Origin of the sequence: Aedoeadaptatus coxii, from assembly GCF_001553115.1 — a bacterium.
In the GTDB taxonomy this organism is placed as follows: domain Bacteria; phylum Bacillota; class Clostridia; order Tissierellales; family Peptoniphilaceae; genus Aedoeadaptatus; species Aedoeadaptatus coxii.
In genome coordinates, this window is the sequence record NZ_KQ960183.1 from 27,354 (window position 1) to 45,897 (window position 18,544).

The 18,544-nt window shown below is 48.8% G+C and carries 16 protein-coding genes; 13 read left to right on the plus strand and 3 right to left on the minus strand.

Features of this window, described 5'->3' with window-relative positions:
• The first annotated feature begins 18 nt into the window (after positions 1-18).
• The 11 genes from HMPREF1863_RS08370 (at position 19) to HMPREF1863_RS08420 (ending at position 13,331) form a co-directional block, all read left to right on the plus strand.
• On the plus strand, positions 19-1,254 hold the full coding sequence (locus HMPREF1863_RS08370; RefSeq protein ID WP_068369983.1) for an FprA family A-type flavoprotein: 1,236 nt from the start codon (positions 19-21) through the stop codon (positions 1,252-1,254).
• Positions 1,255-1,400: 146 nt separating this feature from the next.
• Complete coding sequence (locus HMPREF1863_RS08375) at positions 1,401-3,032, plus strand: putative manganese-dependent inorganic diphosphatase (RefSeq protein WP_068369986.1); 1,632 nt, start codon at positions 1,401-1,403, stop codon at positions 3,030-3,032.
• A 15-nt stretch (positions 3,033-3,047) separates the two neighbouring features.
• Complete coding sequence (locus HMPREF1863_RS08380; RefSeq protein ID WP_068369990.1) at positions 3,048-3,617, plus strand: TetR/AcrR family transcriptional regulator; 570 nt, start codon at positions 3,048-3,050, stop codon at positions 3,615-3,617.
• A 110-nt stretch (positions 3,618-3,727) separates the two neighbouring features.
• Entirely contained in the window at positions 3,728-4,267 is a 540-nt protein-coding gene (locus tag HMPREF1863_RS08385; protein ID WP_068369993.1) for an HdeD family acid-resistance protein, read from the plus strand.
• Positions 4,268-4,271: 4 nt separating this feature from the next.
• Positions 4,272-5,636, plus strand: coding sequence for a radical SAM/SPASM domain-containing protein (locus tag HMPREF1863_RS08390; RefSeq protein ID WP_068369995.1), 1,365 nt, complete (start codon positions 4,272-4,274; stop codon positions 5,634-5,636).
• 75 nt (positions 5,637-5,711) lie between these two features.
• Positions 5,712-6,425 carry a GTP pyrophosphokinase gene (locus HMPREF1863_RS08395; RefSeq protein ID WP_068369998.1) on the plus strand — a complete coding sequence of 238 codons (714 nt, stop codon included), beginning with the start codon at positions 5,712-5,714 and terminating at the stop codon, positions 6,423-6,425.
• 190 nt (positions 6,426-6,615) lie between these two features.
• Complete coding sequence (locus HMPREF1863_RS08405; protein ID WP_068370006.1) at positions 6,616-6,954, plus strand: VTT domain-containing protein; 339 nt, start codon at positions 6,616-6,618, stop codon at positions 6,952-6,954.
• 11 nt (positions 6,955-6,965) lie between these two features.
• Entirely contained in the window at positions 6,966-7,121 is a 156-nt protein-coding gene (locus HMPREF1863_RS09170; RefSeq protein ID WP_157065112.1) for a hypothetical protein, read from the plus strand.
• A gap of 33 nt (positions 7,122-7,154) precedes the next feature.
• Positions 7,155-8,018: a DegV family protein gene (locus HMPREF1863_RS08410; protein ID WP_068370009.1), complete on the plus strand. Its 864-nt coding sequence runs from the start codon at positions 7,155-7,157 to the stop codon at positions 8,016-8,018.
• 128 nt (positions 8,019-8,146) lie between these two features.
• Positions 8,147-12,391, plus strand: coding sequence for an acyl-CoA dehydratase activase-related protein (locus tag HMPREF1863_RS08415; RefSeq protein WP_068370012.1), 4,245 nt, complete (start codon positions 8,147-8,149; stop codon positions 12,389-12,391).
• 109 nt (positions 12,392-12,500) lie between these two features.
• Positions 12,501-13,331, plus strand: coding sequence for a copper amine oxidase N-terminal domain-containing protein (locus tag HMPREF1863_RS08420; protein WP_068370015.1), 831 nt, complete (start codon positions 12,501-12,503; stop codon positions 13,329-13,331).
• 81 nt (positions 13,332-13,412) lie between these two features.
• On the opposite strand, the gene pdxS is transcribed toward HMPREF1863_RS08420, so the two are convergent.
• Positions 13,413-14,270 carry a pyridoxal 5'-phosphate synthase lyase subunit PdxS gene (pdxS, locus tag HMPREF1863_RS08425; RefSeq protein WP_068370018.1) on the minus strand — a complete coding sequence of 286 codons (858 nt, stop codon included), beginning with the start codon at positions 14,268-14,270 and terminating at the stop codon, positions 13,413-13,415.
• 88 nt (positions 14,271-14,358) lie between these two features.
• On the opposite strand from pdxS, the gene pdxR reads away from it, so the two are divergent.
• Both pdxR and HMPREF1863_RS08435 read left to right on the plus strand, forming a co-directional pair.
• Positions 14,359-15,744 (plus strand): MocR-like pyridoxine biosynthesis transcription factor PdxR, encoded by a 1,386-nt coding sequence (gene pdxR, locus HMPREF1863_RS08430; RefSeq protein ID WP_068370021.1) that lies wholly within the window; start codon positions 14,359-14,361, stop codon positions 15,742-15,744.
• Positions 15,745-15,833: 89 nt separating this feature from the next.
• Positions 15,834-16,559, plus strand: coding sequence for a TraX family protein (locus HMPREF1863_RS08435; protein WP_068370024.1), 726 nt, complete (start codon positions 15,834-15,836; stop codon positions 16,557-16,559).
• A 40-nt stretch (positions 16,560-16,599) separates the two neighbouring features.
• Here HMPREF1863_RS08435 and HMPREF1863_RS08440 read toward each other — a convergent pair whose 3' ends face one another.
• The gene (locus HMPREF1863_RS08440; protein ID WP_068370027.1) at positions 16,600-17,808 is read right to left on the minus strand and encodes a carboxylate--amine ligase; all 1,209 of its coding nucleotides are present in this window, start codon (positions 17,806-17,808) and stop codon (positions 16,600-16,602) included.
• Positions 17,808-18,485, minus strand: a complete 678-nt coding sequence (locus tag HMPREF1863_RS08445; protein WP_068370030.1) for an aspartate/glutamate racemase family protein — start codon at positions 18,483-18,485, stop codon at positions 17,808-17,810. The genes HMPREF1863_RS08440 and HMPREF1863_RS08445 overlap by 1 nt, the downstream gene beginning before the upstream one ends.
• Between the last annotated feature and the right edge of the window lie 59 nt (positions 18,486-18,544).

An 18,544-nucleotide genomic window follows, 5' to 3' on the forward strand; every position in this document is an offset into this window, starting at 1 on the left:
GGATCCAGGAGGTAAAGCATGTATACCGTAAGAAAAGTAACAGACGATTTATACTGGGTAGGCGCCAACGAACACCGCCTTCACCTATTTGAAAATATTCACCCCATTCCCAGAGGGGTCAGCTACAACTCCTATTTGTTGATGGACGAAAAAACCGTCCTCTTCGACACAGTGGATTGGGCTGTTTGCAGAGAATTTATTAACAATGTTCAACACGTTTTAGACGGTCGCGATTTGGATTACATCGTCATCAACCACTTGGAACCCGACCATGCGGCAAGTCTCGATGAAATCTTAATGCGCTATCCCAATGCGAAAGTGATTTCCAACGAAAGAGCCTTCATGATGATGCGCCAATTCGGATTCCACGTCGACGGCAAGGAAATCGAAGTAGCTGAAGGCGACGCCATGAGTTTCGGCAAGCACGAAATCACATGGGTAGCCGCTCCTATGGTTCACTGGCCCGAAGCCATGGTAAGTTTCGACACCACCAACGGCGTTTTATTCTCCGCCGATGCCTTCGGTACATTCGGTGCGTTGGACGGCAAACTTTTCGCCGACGAAGTCAACTTCGATCGCGATTGGCTCGACGACGCTCGCCGTTACCTGACCAACATCGTCGGCAAATACGGCCCCCACGTTCAAGACCTTCTTAAAAAAGCGGGCACCATCGACATTAAAATGATCTGCCCCTTACACGGACCGGTCTGGAGAAAAGATCTGGGCTACTTTATCGAAAAATACGACAAATGGTCTCGCTACGAACCGGAAGAAGACGGCGTACTCCTCGTTTACGCTTCCATGTACGGCAACACGGAATATGCCGCACAATGTTTGGCGACGAAACTTTGCGAACGGGGCATGACCAATGTTCATATGTACGACGTGTCCAACACCCACGTCAGCTACCTCGTATCGGAAGCCTTCCGCTTAAGCCACATCGTCTTGGCGTCGGTAACTTACAACTTGGAAATTTACCCCGTTATGCATAATTTCTTAAACGAAATTCGCATGCTCAATCTCCAAAACCGCACCGTAGGCATTATCGAAAACGGCACATGGGCACCTCAAGCAGGTTCCAGAATGGAAGAATTCCTCGACGAAAAGATGAAACTTATGGACGTCCTCGGCGGCGAAGTGACCATCTCCTCTTCCCTCACCGATTCCGGCGACAAAGAATTAGATGCATTAGCTGATTCCATTATCGAATCTTTCCAAAAAATCGAAGAAGATAAAGAAATGGCACAAGCATAAACGAATAAAGACTCGGTCTGCAAAAGCGGGCCGAGTTTTTTTATTGGGAAAGTTTCTGCCGAAAAAATAGACTCTTTCAAAATCCCTTTCCGTCGCTTCTTAGATTAAAAATAATTATGTTATAATAGCTAAGATTTGGAGGGGTTATGAAAAATAAAATTTACATTACCGGACACAAAAATCCGGACACAGACAGTATTTGCTCGGCCATCGCCCTTGCCGATTTAAAAAATAAAATGGGCTTTCATGCAGAACCTATTCGCCTCGGGAATTTAAGCCGGGAGACGGAATTTGTACTGGATTTTTTTGACGCGGAAAAGCCGCGACTCAAGACATCCATTAAGCCGCAAATTCGAGATCTGGAAATAGACGGCGCGTACTGCGTGAACCCCGATCTTTCCATGGCAGGCGCCATGGAGATTATGCAGAAAAACAATATTACCTCCCTTCCCGTAGTAAACGGCGAGGAAAATTTAATCGGCATCGTGAGCCTTTCCAATATTGCCGCGTCCTACATGGAAATTTGGGACGACACGATTATGGGGAGGTCGAACACGAGCCTGGAAAACATTAAAGACGTTTTAAAGGGCCATTGGATTCATTTGCCGGAAAAGCCCCGTCCTCTTTCGGGGAAAATGGCTATAAAGGCTATTAAAAACCAAAACCTTATCGACGAAGGCGACGTGGTTATCGTCGGAGACGACGTAGACGATCAGGAAGCTACCATTCTGAAAAACGTCGCCGTGTTGATCCTTACGATTTCCACACAATTGGACGAGCGATTGTTAAAGCTCGCCAAAGAACATAATGTTACGGTTATTTCCACGGGTCTTTCCACTTTTATGGTGGCGCGGATTTTACCTCAAGCCGTGCCCGTAGGTTACGTAATGACGAAGGAAAATCTGGTGGTCTTCCACAAAGACGATTTAATCGACGAAGTACGGGAGAAAATGACGGAATCCCGCTTCCGCTCCTATCCCGTGTTGGACGACGAAAACCGCGTCGTCGGCAGTATTTCCAGATACCATCTCATTACGGATGTGAAGAAAAAGATCATTCTCGTCGATCACAACGAACGGAACCAATCCATCGACGACTTGGATTGGGCGGAAATCGTGCAAATCGTAGACCATCACCGGGTCGCCAATGTGGCTACGTCGTCGCCGATTTATTTCCGAAATGAGCCCCTGGGCTCCACGGCGACGATTATTTCCAAAATGTTTTTCGAAAACGGCATCACCCCTTCCAGGAAAGTGGCAGGGCTTTTATGTGCCGCCATTATTTCCGACACCCTTCTTTTCCGCTCGCCCACATCTACGGCGACGGATCGCTACATTTTAAATAAAATGAGCAAAATTGCCGGTATCGACGTGGAGGATTTCGCCATGAAAATGTTTAAAGCGGGCACGAGCCTCGAGGGGAAAAAGCCGGAAGAACTTTTAAATACGGATGTGAAAAACTTTACCTTTGAGGGCAACACCGTGCGCATTTGCCAGATCTTCACCATGGATTTGGAAAGTACGGAATCGGTGGAAGGCCCGTTAAAAGCGGCCATGGAGGACTATCTTCAAAAAGAATCCATCTCCTCTTTTATCCTCATGATCACCGATATTTTCAGGGAGCTTTCCGAAGTCATCGTCGTGGGAAGTTTTAAAGAGCCCTTGGCTCGCCAATTCGGCGCGAAAATCAAGGGGGATCAATTTATGGCGGAAGGTCTCCTTTCCCGTAAAAAACAATTAGTGCCTAAAGTGGGGGCAGCTGTAAGCGAAAGCCGATAAAGAGGAGGTGAGCGGTTGAGCAAGCACACGCAAGAGGCCATGATCGACGTGTTTATGGAATTATTAAAGGAAAAATCCTTCGATAAGATCACCGTAAAAGAGATTATCGAAGTGGCGGAAATAAATCGCAATACATTCTACTATCACTACGAGGATATTTACGATCTTCTGGAAAGCGCCTTTCAAAGGGAGGGCATGAAATTTCGGGAAGATAGTCGGCCGGAAAATACTTTCGGCGAGGAATACCTGCGAACCGTCCGGTTTCTTATGGAACATAAGGAGGCCATCATCCACCTCTACCGCTCAAAAAGTAGGCGGGTCATTATAAGCTATGTGGAATCCGCCGTCAGTTCCTTTATCGGCCGCTTCGTGGAAGTTGAATCCGAAAGCACGCAACTTTCCCTCAAGGGGAAAGAGTACATTACCTACTTTTACAGCGACGCCGTTTTGGCGGCTACCCTTCGCTGGGTGGAGGGGAAGATGAAAGGTTCTCAAGAGGATTTAATGGAGACCATCGAAAACTCCTTTTACGCCACTATCGGCCCTATGATCGATGCATACATTCAAGGTCACGGAAAAAACTGAATTTTATCAGTCAAAAGAGGCAAAGTGTTCGAATTTCAGACACTTTGCCTCTTTTGTCTGTACGAATAAAGTACAGGGAGGGATATGCTTTAATTAAGCGAGGTGAGAAAATGGACCGTTTAATAAAAGTAAAAAAGATGTACAGCGCTTTTTCCGTCGGCCTGATCGCCCTCGGCGCTCTGTTTTTATTAAAACCTACCATGACCGCCGAGGTGTTTTGCAAATTGGGAGGGGTATTTTTACTTTTCTTCGGCGCGGTAAAGCTCTATAGTTATTTTTCGAGAGATTTACTGCAACTGGCCTTTCAATTTGATTTCGCCATGGGAATTTTATCGGGCCTCTTGGGCATCGTCATGCTCTTTCAAACGACGAGATTTTTAGATCTTATCGTCGTCTGCATGGGGCTCTTTATGCTGATCGACGCCCTCTTGAGAATGCAGACGGCTCTCGATGCCAGAAAGATCGGCATCAAACGTTGGCGTATGATTTTGATCTGCTCCTTCCTGGTCGCCTTAACCGGGGCCATGCTCTTTATGAAACCTTATGAAGGGCGCAGCGCCATCGTCATGCTCATGGGAATCAACTTAATCATCGACGGCATCCTTAATTTATTCGTGGTACAGAACACGGTATCGATTATGAGGAGGTAATGTAATGGCAAAACTTACACACTTATCCGCACGAACGACGGCGAGTTTAGGAATCGACGTCTTACTTAAAAAAGTCAATCGCAACGACCGCGAAGGGGAAATGCTCAAGCTCGTAGACATAATGGAAAAATTCATGGAAGGGGACGAGCTTGAACTGGATTACGACTGGATCCGCAGGCTCGTCGGAAATAAAGACACCGCCCTCAACGACTACCTAAATCGGGGCCTCGACGAATTGGATCCTCACGTCATTAAAACGACGGCCCTCAACTTAGGTTTCGAAGCCATGTTAAGCGGTACGAAGACCATGCATGCCATGCGTAAAGAACACGGCTGCAATATTCCCTGGCTTATTCTCATGGACCCGACCAGCGCCTGCAATCTTCACTGTACCGGCTGCTGGGCTGCTGAGTACGGCAATAAATTGAACTTATCGTACGACGAAATGTCCGATATTGTAAGACAGGGCAAGGAGCTGGGCATCCACTTCTACATGTTTACCGGCGGCGAGCCCCTCGTCAGACGAGACGATATTATTAAGCTTTGCAAAGAGCATAAGGACTGTGAGTTCCTCGCCTTTACAAATGGCACACTCGTCGATCAGGCTTTCTGCGACGAAATGAAGAGCGTGGGCAATTTAATGCTCGCCATCAGTTTGGAGGGCTCCCCGGAAGTGAACGACTTCCGCAGGGGAGAAGGAGTCTACGGTCGTGTTATGGACGCCATGGACCTGTTAAAAGAAAACGGACTGATCTTCGGTACTTCCATCTGCTACACCTCGAAGAACTGCGAATCCGTAACGAGCAAGGAATTTATCGATCTTATGGTAGATAAAGGCTGCCGCTACGCCCTCTATTTCCACTACATGCCCGTAGGAAACGACGCTTCCGTGGAGCTGCTCCCCACGCCGGAGCAACGACTCGCCACGAAAAACCGCATTTGCGCCATTCGCAATTTGGAGCACGGAGAAGGGCTCTTTACCATGGACTTCCAAAACGACGGGGAATATATGAACGGCTGCATCGCCGGCGGACGGAATTATTTCCACATCAACGCCAACGGGGACGCGGAGCCTTGCGTCTTTATCCACTACTCGGATTCCAACATCAGAGACCACTCCCTTTTGGAAATTCTGAAACGGCCCCTCTTTATGGCCTACCACGACAATCAACCCTTCAACGAAAACCACTTGAGACCCTGCCCCATGTTGGAAAATCCGGAAATTCTCCAGCGCATCGTCAACGAAACCGGCGTACACTCTACCGATCTTCAATCGCCTGAACCGGTAGAACATCTATGCGGCAAGTGCAAACCCTATGCCGCAAGCTGGAAACCCTCCGCCGACAAGGTGTGGTACGGCGAGAGCTAATAGAAAACGGAGCCATAAGCAATAAGGTGAAGGCCTTATTGCTTATGGTTTATGTAAAAAGAAATAGGTGTTACTTTGGAATTTGAAGATATTCAAAACCGACTGACCGCCCGACTTTTGGAACAATTGGAAAATCAAAAAGTTTCCGAATTGGTGCGAAAGTCCCTTCAGCCTTATAAAGAACTTATGAGCTATTATCGTTGCGCCATGATGGAGGTAGAGACGAAGTTTGCCGTATTGAGCGAGGAACTCTCCATGCAATACGATCGCAATCCCATCGAATCCATACGCACGCGATTAAAGACCCCGGAGAGCATTCGAGAGAAGATGGTGCGAAAGGGCTATCCCTTGACGGTGGAGAGTATCGAAGAAAACCTGCACGACATTGCCGGCGTTCGGGTAATCTGTTCCTTTCCCGCCGATCTCTACGCCCTCGCCGATTCTATTTTGGAGCAGGACGATATTAAGCTCATCGAGAAAAAGGACTATATAAAAAATCCGAAACCAAACGGCTATCGAAGCTTACATCTGATCGTAGAAATTCCCATCTATCTCCACGATCACAAGAAAATGATGAAGGTGGAAGTGCAGCTGCGCACCATTTCCATGGATTGGTGGGCCAGTCTAGAGCACAAAATCCGCTATAAAAAGGGCCTTCCCAATTCGGAATTTATCGAAGAAGAACTGGTAGAGTGTGCGGAAATGAGCGCCGCCCTGGACGAGCGCATGGAAAGGCTCTACTCAATGGCATCGGAACTGATCGAGAAAGGAGATCCCGAAGGAAAATAGAAAGGAGAAGCTATGGCCAAGGGAAACAAAACAAAGGGCAACAATCAAAGGCTGCACAAGCAAGTAAAAAGGATTCAATTCGTCGCCCTTATATCGTTCGTATTGGCCCTCGTAGCTACTTTTCTCATGCATATGACGGTAGAAAGCCTCCTGTCCCATACGGAGGGAAATTCCCTCGCGGGGGGCCCTTATGCTCCTCCTCTTCGGCAATAAGAGCCTTTCCATCGTTATCCCCCTGCCTTCCCACTATCTCGCCAGCGGCATGCTCTATTCGCCTTTAAAAGTCCTGGCCATCAGCTATATGGGCCTCGCCATTACTCTGAGCATTCCCTACTTCCTCGGAAGATGGGCCGGCGGGGAGGGGATCGATTATATATTGCCTCGCTACCCGAAGATGGAGAAGGTCATCGCCATGCAGAAGAAAAACGAATTCTTCTCAAATTTTATCGTCCGCATCATCGGATGGTTTCCATATGATATACTAAGTTTTAATTCGGTGCCTGTGACACGCTCTACCCCGTTTACCTAGGGGCACCCTTATTGGGCCGTTCCATCGGCGTCGTTACCAATACCTTATTAGGCGATGTGATTTTAAATCCTCTTTCGCCGCAATTTGCACTTATGATCGCCATCAAAATCGTCGTTTCCCTGGCGGCTTTCGGCGTGGCCTATTATTTAAACAAAAGAGAAAATTAGAATCAGAAGATAAAAAAGAAAAAGGAGCGAAGGATGAAAGTTGCCATTTTAACCGATACCAACAGCGGTATTCATACACCGGATGAAGATGCAGGCCTCTTCGTCATTCCCATGCCCGTTATCGTCGGGGAGAATACCTATTACGAAGGGGAAAATTTAAACGAGGAAGAACTTTGCCGTTTTCTGGAACAAGGCGAGAAGGTTACTACGTCGCAGCCGCCCATCGGTCTTTTAATGGATAAACTGGACGGTATTTTGGGGAAAGGCTATGACGAGGTAGTCTACATTCCCATGTCAAGCAGTTTGAGCAGCTCTTGCAATTCGGCGAAGATGGTGGCGCGAGAATACGACGGGAAAGTACACGTCGTGGATAATCGCCGCATTTCCGTGACGCAAAAAGATTCCGTCATGGATGCTCTTCGTCTGGCGAAGAAAAAAACGGCGGGCAAAAAAATCCTTCGTCGATTGGAAGAAGACGGCCCGAACAGCACCATTTACCTTTCCGTATCCAGTCTCGATCAGCTGAAAAACGGCGGCAGAATTACATCCTCGGCGGCGGCCATCGCCACCGTATTAAACATAAAGCCCGTGCTTACCTTTCGCGGAGAAAAAATCGACAGCTACGGAAAAGTGCGGGGGAGTATGTACCGAGCCCAATTAAAAATGATCGACGCCCTTCATAAAGACGTGGATCGACGCTTCTCAAACGTAAAGCCTGAACACATTCGCATCGGCGTGGCGGGCTTTGGAATAGGAGAAGAGGAAAGGGATCGCTGGTTGGATCTGGCGATCAACGGATTTCCTCGGGCGCAGGTGCGCTACGATCCCCTGCCGGCGAGCATCGGCGCCCACACGGGCATTGGGGCATACGGCATCGGCATCTCCGTCGACAAATAGCATCCGCTTCGCTTGAGATAAAGAAAGTATACTAAAATTAAAAGAATTCCTACCTTTCTAATCAAAAAATGTTATAATTTACATCAATGGTAAAAACTAACAGTATTAATAAGAAAGAAGGTTGTAAAATGTTGCTGCACATGGGCTTAGACGTGGGTTCCACCACGGTGAAACTTGTGGCGCTGGACGATGAGGAGAAGATTGTATTTTCCACTTATCGGCGACATTTTTCAGATATGAAAAAAACCGTATCCGACATTATGGAAACGGTTCACGATAAATTTTCAGGCGACGACACGACGATGAACGTCACCGGCAGTGGCGGCATCGCCGTGGCGGAGCTTTTAAATATTCCCTTCGTTCAGGAAGTGGTGGCGGGTACGGAAGCCATTACCCACTACATTCCCGAAAGCGACATCGCCATCGAGCTGGGGGGAGAGGATTCTAAAATCACTTATCTTCGCGGCAGTTTGGAACAGCGGATGAACAGCATTTGTGCCGGAGGCACCGGTGCCTTTATCGATCAAATGGCGTCTTTATTAAAAACCGACGCATCGGGACTGAACGAGCTGGCGAAACATCACAAAAAAATATACCCCATCGCCTCCCGCTGCGGCGTGTTTGCGAAAACCGACGTGCAAGCGCTCATGAATCAGGGCGCCACCCACGAAGACATAGCCGTCTCCGTGTTTCAATCGGTGGTCAACCAAACCATTTCGAATTTGGCATGTGGCAGGCCCATTCGAGGGAATGTGGCATTTTTAGGCGGGCCTCTCACCTTTTTGGATCAACTGAAGGCTCGCTTTATCGAAACCCTCAATCTTTCGGAGGGTGAAATTTTTGCGCCTGAAAACGGGCAAATTTTTGTCGCATTAGGTGCCGCGTTAAAAAGCGTGGAATCGGATCCCGTCGCCGTGGACGATCTTTACGCACGGCTGGGGGAAACGAGGGAAGTACACGTAGATGAAGACGCTCTATTGGAGCCGCTTTTTAAAGACGAAGAGGAGCTTCTGGCCTTTAGAAAGCGCCACGACGGCCATGATTTACCGAGAAGAGCCATTGAAAATTATCGCGGCCCCGTTTACGTGGGCATCGACGCCGGTAGCACTACGACGAAAATGGTGGCCCTTTCCAAGGACAAAGAGGTGCTTTACGAAGCCTACGGGCCCAATAGCGGCTCGCCTCTCGACAAAGTGAAGGAATACCTCCTGGAGCTTTACGATCTCTTAAACGGCGATGCCTACATCGCTTCTTCCGGCGTCACGGGATACGGGGAAGATTTTATTAAGGCGGCGCTGAAAGTGGATTACGGGGAAGTGGAAACCATCGCCCACTTTCGCGCCGCGCAATATTTTGAGCCGGACGTGGATTTTATTTTAGATATCGGCGGCCAGGACATGAAGGCCATGAAAGTGTCCGGTGATGTGATCGAATCCATTCTCTTAAATGAAGCCTGTTCATCGGGCTGCGGCTCCTTCCTCCAAACCTTTGCCAAAGGCGTGGAATACAGCGTGGAAGATTTCGCTCACGTGGCATTGGATGCGAAGGCGCCGGTGGATCTCGGCAGCCGCTGCACCGTGTTTATGAATTCGAAAGTGAAGCAGGCGCAAAAAGAAGGGGCCACCGTGGCGGATATTTCGGCAGGTCTCGCCTATTCCGTCATTCGAAACGCCATTCAAAAAGTTATAAAAGTGCGGGATCCTAAAAAACTCGGCGAACACATCGTCGTCCAAGGGGGTACCTTCTACAGCGACGCCGTGCTCCGCGCCTTTGAAAAAATTACGGGCAGAGAAGTTGTCCGCCCGAAAATGAGCGGCACCATGGGCGCCATCGGCATGGCGCTTATCGCCATGGAAAAAGGGGAAGGGGAAAGCACTCTTTTAGATCAAAGCGCCATCGATGCCTTTACTTACACGACAAAACACACCCGCTGCGGCCAATGCGCCAATAACTGCGCCCTGGCCGTCCACCGTTTCGGCGACGGCAGCCGCTACATTACGGGCAATCGCTGCGAACGGGGAGCGGGCATTGTAAGGGGCGAGGAAGATCGCCTGCCCAATCTCTACGCTTACAAATTGAAGCGGGTCTTCGATTACGATCCCTTGCCTGAAACGGCGCCGCGGGGCACCATCGGTATTCCCCGCGTCCTCAATATGTACGAAAACTACCCCTTCTGGCACACATTCTTTACCGCCATCGGCTATCGAGTCGAACTTTCCGATATGTCCTCTCGGGAACTTTACGAGGAAGGCCTGGAATCCATTACGTCGGAAACGGCGTGTTACCCGGCGAAAATTACTCACGGCCACATCGAAAATTTGGTGAAGAAGGGGATTAAAAAAATCTTCTATCCCGCCATTTTCTACGAAGAAAAGAAATTAAAAGGTGCCGACAACACGCTGAACTGCCCGGTAGTGGCAGGTTACAGCGAAGTGATTCGAAACAATGTGGAAAGTTTGGAAAGAGAAAAAATAGATTACATCAATCCCTTCCTTTCTTTCGACAATCGGGAAAAACTGGCGGAGCGATTAGCAGAAGTATTCGCCGATGTGCCGAAAAAAGACATTCAGCGCGCCGTGACCTCGGCTTACGACGAGCAGGCTCGCTACCGCGACGATGTGCGCGCAGAAGGTAAACGTGCCATGGCATTTTTGGAAGAGACGGACACCGTGGGCATCGTCCTCGCCGGCAGACCCTATCACATCGATCCGGAGATCAACCACGGCATGGCGGAAATGATTACGGGCCTCGGGCTCCCCGTCCTTTCGGAAGATTCCATCGTCGGCGAAGAAAATTTAGACGGCAAACTTCGCGTCCTCGACCAATGGAATTACCACTCCCGTCTCTACCGCGCGGCGAAAATCGTCGGGGAAAGTGACCATCTGGAAATGGTGCAGCTGAATTCCTTCGGTTGCGGCCTGGACGCCGTTACCACCGATCAGGTCAACGAAATTCTGGAATCTTATCACAAGATCTATACGGTGTTGAAAATCGACGAGGTCAACAATTTAGGCGCGGCGAAAATTCGCCTTCGCTCTCTTATTCAGGCAGTGGAAAATCGCACAGTGGACAAAGAGCGGGAAGCCCTTTACGACGACCCCGTCGTGTTTACCGAGGACATGCGCAAAACCCACACCATTTTAATTCCTCAAATGGCGCCCATTCACTTCGCCATTTTAGAGCCTATGCTTCGCGGCGAAGGATTTAATGTGGAAGTGCTGCCTAATCTTTCCACTCACGTAGTGGACGAGGGGCTGCAATACGTGAACAACGACGCTTGCTACCCGTCTATTTTCGTCGTCGGCCAATTTATGGAAGCCGTTAAAAGCGGCCGCTACGATACGGATAATCTGACACTATTAATGAGTCAAACCGGCGGCGCCTGTCGGGCGAGCAATTACGTAGGCTTTATTCGGAAGGCGTTAAAAGACGCGGGCTACGGCCACATTCCCGTCCTTGCGGCATCCATTCAGGGAATCGAACGCCATCCGGGATTTCATTTCACCAAAAGGCAATTGGTAAGCATCGGAAAAAAAGGCGTGCAGGATCTCCTTTACGGCGACTTAATTATGCGCCTTTCCAACGCTACCCGGCCCTACGAAGTGGAAAAGGGCGCGGAAAAAGCCATTACCGATCGCTGGATCCAAAAACTCACGGCGAAAGACTTTAACTATTCCCGGAGAGAATTCCGCAAAAATGTGCGGGACATGGTGGCGGATTACAGCGCCGTGGAAGTGGACGGCAAGGTGCGCCCCAAAGTGGGCATCGTCGGGGAAATCCTGGCGAAATTCCTACCCGAGGCAAACAACCACGTGCAACGGCAATTGGAGGCGGAAGGCGCCGAAGTCGTCGTGCCTGATCTTACGGATTTCATGATCTATTCCTTTAAAAACGCGCGGATCAAAGAAAAACGCTACGGCACGTCGAAAATGGGCGGATTCCTCGCCGATCGCATGATCGATTACGTGGAAAGCTATCGTCGCATTATTCGTGAAGAACTTAAAAAGAGCCGATTTGACGGCCCTGAAAAAGTGGAAACCCTTATGAAATACGCCGAAGAATTTGTGGATCTCGGCAATCAATACGGGGAAGGCTGGCTCCTAACGGCGGAAATGGTGGAACTTATTCGCGCCGGCGCAGGCAACATCGTCTGCGTTCAACCCTTCGGCTGCTTACCCAATCACATTACGGGCAAAGGCGTGATTAAAGCCGTGAGAGAAGCGTACCCCACGGCCAATATTATCCCCATCGATTACGACGCCTCGGCATCGGCTGTAAACCAAACCAATCGGATCAAGCTGATGATGAATCAGGCGAACAAAAACAAAAATAAAAACGAAGAAATCGCCGAAGCCCATCGCTCGGCGCGGTAAAAACCCTCCTCACGGAGGGTTTTTTACTATAAGCTTCTGAACTTGCTATAAAAATTTTTCTACACTATAATCGAAATAGATAATACTTTAAAGTTTAAAAGGAGGAGTTATGAAGAAGAAATCATTGCCCGCCATAGTGGCCCTCGCCATTCTTTTAATTCTGCCTAATCTGGCGGAAGCCGCCACGCCCATTCGCCTTTGGGTTGGAGATCACTTCGTCATAAGCGATGTGAATCCCTATATCGAAAACGGAAGAACACTCGTGCCCCTTCGCTTCGTCTCCACCAGTTTAGGTTACGATGTGAAGTGGAATGGAAAAGATCGCACGGTTACCCTGAGCGTCGGCGACACGCGCATCGTCTATACCATCGATTCCACCGCCGTTCGCGTAACGGCAGCCGACAGAACTACCACGATCCATTCCGACGTGCCGGCGCGCATTAAAGACGGCCGCACCTTCGTCCCCATTCGTATCCTAAGCGAACTGGAAGCGAAGCCCATCAGTTGGGATGCGGATCGCCGCGTAGTGATTTTATCCAGCGATTATATGAAAGGGCCCATTACGGAAAAAGTCGTAAATAATGTCGGCGAACAACTTGCCGCCGCCGTAAATAAAGAGGGCGGGATCTATTTCAAAGGCACTTACGATGCGAAAACCATGCAAATTTACGTTACCCCCGTGGGGAAAAGAGTAGAAGAATATAGAGAGCTCTTTAAAACCTATCCCAGATTTACGAAAAAAGAGCAGGGCGATATGATCGTAAAAGACTTAAACTTCGCCTTGAGCCTTTCGGGTAATGTCTACGGACAAACGGGCATCGCCTACGCCGTCACGCTACTAAACCCGGTATCGCCGGAACAAGTTCTCGCAACGGGCATCGGCGGTTATCCTGCTGAAAACTTTTTTAAAGATGTAACCCAGTTTAAAAAGGCGAAATAAAACTAAAAACATCCAATAGAAAAGGCTGTGAGTTTTGCGCTCACAGCCTTTTCTATGGTTAAGGGAGAAGAAGTTTTAATTTTATCGCGTGGCCATAATGGTTTCGATTTCGTCGGGGTTGATGCCCACCATGGCCTCGCCGATGTTTTCGCTCACTTCGGCGATGACGCTGTCGTCCATGTAATGTGCCACGGCTTTTACAATGGCCTTGGCTCTTTTTTCGGGATTGTTGGATTTAAAAATGCCGCTTCCCACAAACACGCCTTCGGCGCCCAGCCGGCGCATAAGGGCGGCGTCCGCCGGGGTGGCCACGCCGCCTGCGGAAAAGTTTGCCACGGGAAGTTTGCCGTGTTCGTTCACGTAGAGGAGAAGATCGTGGCTTACACCCATTTCCTTGGCGAGGTTGTAGAGTTCGTCTTTCTTTTTATTTTGCACCATGGCGATTTCGCCCATAATGGCGCGGAGGTGATCCACAGCTTGAGACACGTCGCCTGTGCCGGCTTCCCCTTTTGTGCGAATCATGGCGGCCCCTTCTTCAATACGGCGAAGGGCTTCGGAGAGATTGCGGGCGCCGCAGACGAAAGGCGTGTTAAATGCTTTTTTGTCGATGTGGTAGGTAGTATCTGCCGGGGTAAGGACTTCGGATTCGTCGATGTAATCGATGTGGATGGCTTCTAAAATAGAAGCTTCAACGAAATGGCCGATGCGCACTTTTGCCATGACGGGAATGGAAACGGCTTCTTGAATTTCTTTAATCATCTTCGGATCGCTCATACGGCTCACGCCGCCGGCAGCGCGAATGTCGGCGGGGATGCGCTCCAGCGCCATAACGGCGACGGCTCCGGCCTCTTCTGCAATCTTCGCTTGTTCGGGGGTGGTGACGTCCATAATGACGCCACCTTTCATGGAATCGGTGAGTTGAATAAATGCTTCGTTCATGGGAACCTCCTTAAGTTAATCTAATGACATTGTAAGGGGAATTTGATATCATCAAAAGTGCCAAAACATAAAAATCGGGAGGTACCAGATGATCACCGTCAATTTTGAAGAGGGAAAAGCGCTTTACCTGCAGCTTTACGACTACATTAAAGAAGATATTATTCAGAATCGCATGGCTAAGGACACCAAACTTCCCTCGAAGCGGGATCTCGCCCATCATTTGGGGATTTCCGTGAACACGGTCTCCTCGGCATACGATGTTCTTTTAGACGAAGGGTATCTTTACGCCGTGGAGCGCGTCGGCTATTTCGTATCGCCCATCGAGTGTTTACATAAGACGCCGCGGCAGGAAAAAGCGGAGGCGAAACTTTTCGCCCCCCGTTACCGCTACGATTTCGATTTAAATAAAAACGGTATTTTCGATTTCCCCGATGTTCCCTTTCAGCGGGCCATGATGGACAGCATGAGGGAAGATTCGGAAATGAACGCTTGGGATAAGGAGGGAATCCCATCTTTGCGCCGCGCCATATGCCATTATCTCCGCGCATCTCGCGGCATCGACGCGTCGCCTGAAAATGTGATTTTATCCGCCGGCATGGAATATCTGTTTCGGATTTTGTTTTTTATTTTGCCGAAAGATTATCGTTATTTTTTGGAAAACCCGGGCTATATCGACACGAAGAAAATCTTCGAGCCCACAGGGCGTTCTCCGGGTTTTGTCACCATCGACGAAGGGGGCATCGATCCCGAAAAACTTTCCGGCAGGCGTGGAGTCTACCTCGTAAGCCCTACTCATCAATTTCCCACGGGAAGTATTTTGCGAGTGGATCGACGGGTGAAGCTTTTGAATTTTGCAAAAGCTACCGATTCTTACATCATCGAAGACGATTACGACAGCGAATATAAATACTACGGCCGCCTGATTCCGGCGCTTAAAAGTTTGGATACTACCGATCGGGTTATTTACATGTCGAATTTTTCAAAATCCCTTTCCCCGGGGCTTCGAGTGTCCTTTATGGTCTTGCCCGACGAGCTTATGGCCATGTACAGAAAAAAAGATCCCCTGGTGGCATGCCCCATTCCCAATATGGTGCAGCGCGCCCTTTCCAAATACATGGAGAGGGGCTATTTCGAGCGGCGACTTAATCGGGAGAGGAAACAGTACGACAAAAAGCGAAAGGCGGCTCTTCGCTTTTTTGAAGGAGATCCTCTCTTTGAAATCGACGACAAGCGGGCGGGGCTTCATTTTATCCTGACCTGCAAAATCCCCGTGGAGGAAAAGGAACTTTTAGAGTATTTGCGGAAGCGCGACATGAACATTTACGGCCTTTCGGATTTTTTCGAAGGGGAATACAATGCGCCCTATCCCAAACTTATTGTAGGCTTCGGCAATATGGCGCCCGAGGTAATGGAAGAAGGTTTCACCGCTTTGGTGAGGGCGTTAAAAGAACTTGCCGAGACAAAAGAGTATTAAAGAAAACAGAAGATGGGTAAAAAAGTCTGGACAAATTTTTCATAGCAGTATAGAATGAATACTCATTCATATTTTAACGGAGGGATTTTATGGCACCTATACAAACCAAGGGGAAACCCTATCAATTTTTAAACGGCGCCCAATTAAAATACATTGCCTTTTTATCCATGTTACTGGATCACGTGAACAATTCGATGATCACGCCCTATTTAACGGGATCGGGGCCTTTGCTTCACATTAGCAATCTTTTAAGTATTTTGGGCCGCATCGCTTTTCCCATTTTTATGTTTTTTCTCGTGGAAGGTTTTTTCAACACCCGTTCGAAACAGAAATATTTACGCAATCTTCTGATTTTCGCGCTGATTTCGGAAATCCCCTTCGATCTCTTTACATCGAAAGTGTTTTTCGACAAGAATTGGAACAATATGATGTTCACCTTGGCTCTTTCCTTAGTGACCATTTGGATCGTGGACATTTTAAAAGACAAAATCGCCGAGAAATCGAAAGCCGGCTGGTACGGCGCATCCATTCTCGTAGTAGCCCTTATGTGCGGCGTCGCCATGTTTTTCAGTTTGGATTACGATTACCACGCCATTATCGTGGCCTATTTGTTTTATCTCTTCAGAGATCGCCCCGTGGTGGCGGCAGGTCTCGGTTACCTTTCCATTATCAAGGAACTCTGGTCGGGCCTCGGCTTTCTCGCCACCCTTACCTATAACGGGGAGCGGGGTAAGCAGTATAAATGGTTAAATTACGCCTTTTATCCCGCCCACATTCTTATTCTCGCCATCTTGCGATTCGCCTTAAATGTATAACAATCAAAAAGGAGCACGCCTTTAAGGGCATGCTCTTTTTTTAATCGTTTTGCCGCGCCGGCTCGTACTGCGGATAATATTTCCTCGTGGAGAGGCGGCGGCGCATATAATCTAAATAGCGGGGAAGGGAGCGGTCTTTTTCGTACCATTGGGTAAATTTAAAGCCCTTCTTTAAATAGGTTTCGATAAGTTCCTTGTCCTCTTTGCTGCCGTATTTTCGAAGCACGGAAGGATCGACGAAAAGCCAAAGTCCACGTTCGTCGTGGTAATGAGGGGCGAGTGCTTTGTTCTCGATGAGATCCTCTACGGGATAGCGCATAAAATTGCAGCCTCCGGCGGTCATGTAAAATGAGGAGCGGCCTTGGCGAATATTGATTTCAAAGACCTTATACTTTTGATCCCGCACATCGTATTTCAAGTCGAAATTGGCGAATCCCCTGTAGCCGATGGCCTTTAAAAAGCGGGTGTACTGATCGTAAAGGGCGTCGTCGCCGATGGTTAAAAGGGCGTTGTAATTGCCGATTTCGTAGGGGAGACATTCGTCTAAAAGGCATTTACCCAGGCACATCATGGTGACCTCGCCCCTGCTATCCACATAAGCGTTTAGGACGAACATGGCGGAAGAATTGCCGGGGATAAAATCCTGCACGATCAACTCGCCGATGTAGCCGGCGTCGTAAATTAAATTGACTACGCGCTTTAACTCCGCGGCATCGTCGATTTTATAAAACTTCTTTTTACCCTCGAAGTGCATGTGCACAAATTCGATACTGTCGTTAGCTTTGAGGCCCACGGGGAAGGTGAAGCCTAAATCCAAATTGTCTTTCGTTTCTTTGGAAATAATCTTCGTCGCCGGGTAATCCAATCCGTATTCTTCGCAGATAGCGTAAAAGTCGATTTTATTTTCCAGCTTTTGTTGAAGATCGTAATCGATGTAATTAAAGACGAAATCCTCTTCCAACGCCTTTTTATGCTTGGCAATAAGGGCGGTGTAGCCGTCGGAGCAGGAGGTGAGGAGAAGGGGCTTTTCGCCTTGAAAACGCTCCGCCACCTTTTTTAACGTGCGCAAAAAACCTTCGTCCGTGTCGAAATCCTCGTGAACTTCCACGTCGACAATTTTCGATGCCCTCGTAAAGCGCAAAGGCTTGACGCCGTATGCGTGGGAACACACGCCGTAGGCTTCGTGGAGTGAGCGCGCCACGCCGTAAGCGTTAATATCCGTTCCTAAAATAATCGAAGTAAATTCCATTACATCCTCTCTCTTCCGCAGCGTTTAATAATAGCGTCCCCTAAAACCTGAGTGGTATCCACCACATGTTCCCTTTCGATGCCCAAAGTGGAAAGCTCCGTGCACGCTAAAATCACTACGGCATCTTCCGTGTACTTGTCGAGAAGGGCGTCCATTTCGGGGAAGCGGGTCTTGCCCAGCTCCTTTACATCGTAAATAATCCGCGTAATCGTCGCCTGCTCTTCCGCCGTCGGGTAGATCACCCAGAGATCGTGGAAAGTGGCGTAGTGATCGTAAAGCTTTGTGGCGCGCGTGCCTTCTGTTGCGAAGACGGCCACGCTCTTTGCGCCCATTTCCTTACAACGGGCGAGAGTCTCGTCGATCATGTTGATGATCTTGCCCTTCGCCATTTTCGACATGGCGTCGAAAAAATAATGGCCCGTGTTGCAGGGGAAGGCGATCAGGGGAACGTTTAAATCATTTAAAATATCGAAGTCGCCCTTGACGGCGTCGAGGAAATCTTCGTCCTTGCCGTGTAAAATTACATCCGTTCGATCGGGGAGCGTGGAGTGATTTAAAATGAGGGCGTTAATATGGTCTTGGTCTTTAGTAGCGGCCGTGTGGCGGACGATGTAATCGAATAAAACGGAGGTGGCCAAAGGCCCCATGCCGCCCACAATGCCCAGTTCGTAATTCATAGCGTCAGATCCTTTTTTATATTTTCTTTATTGTACCATAGAAGAATCCCTCGCCGAAA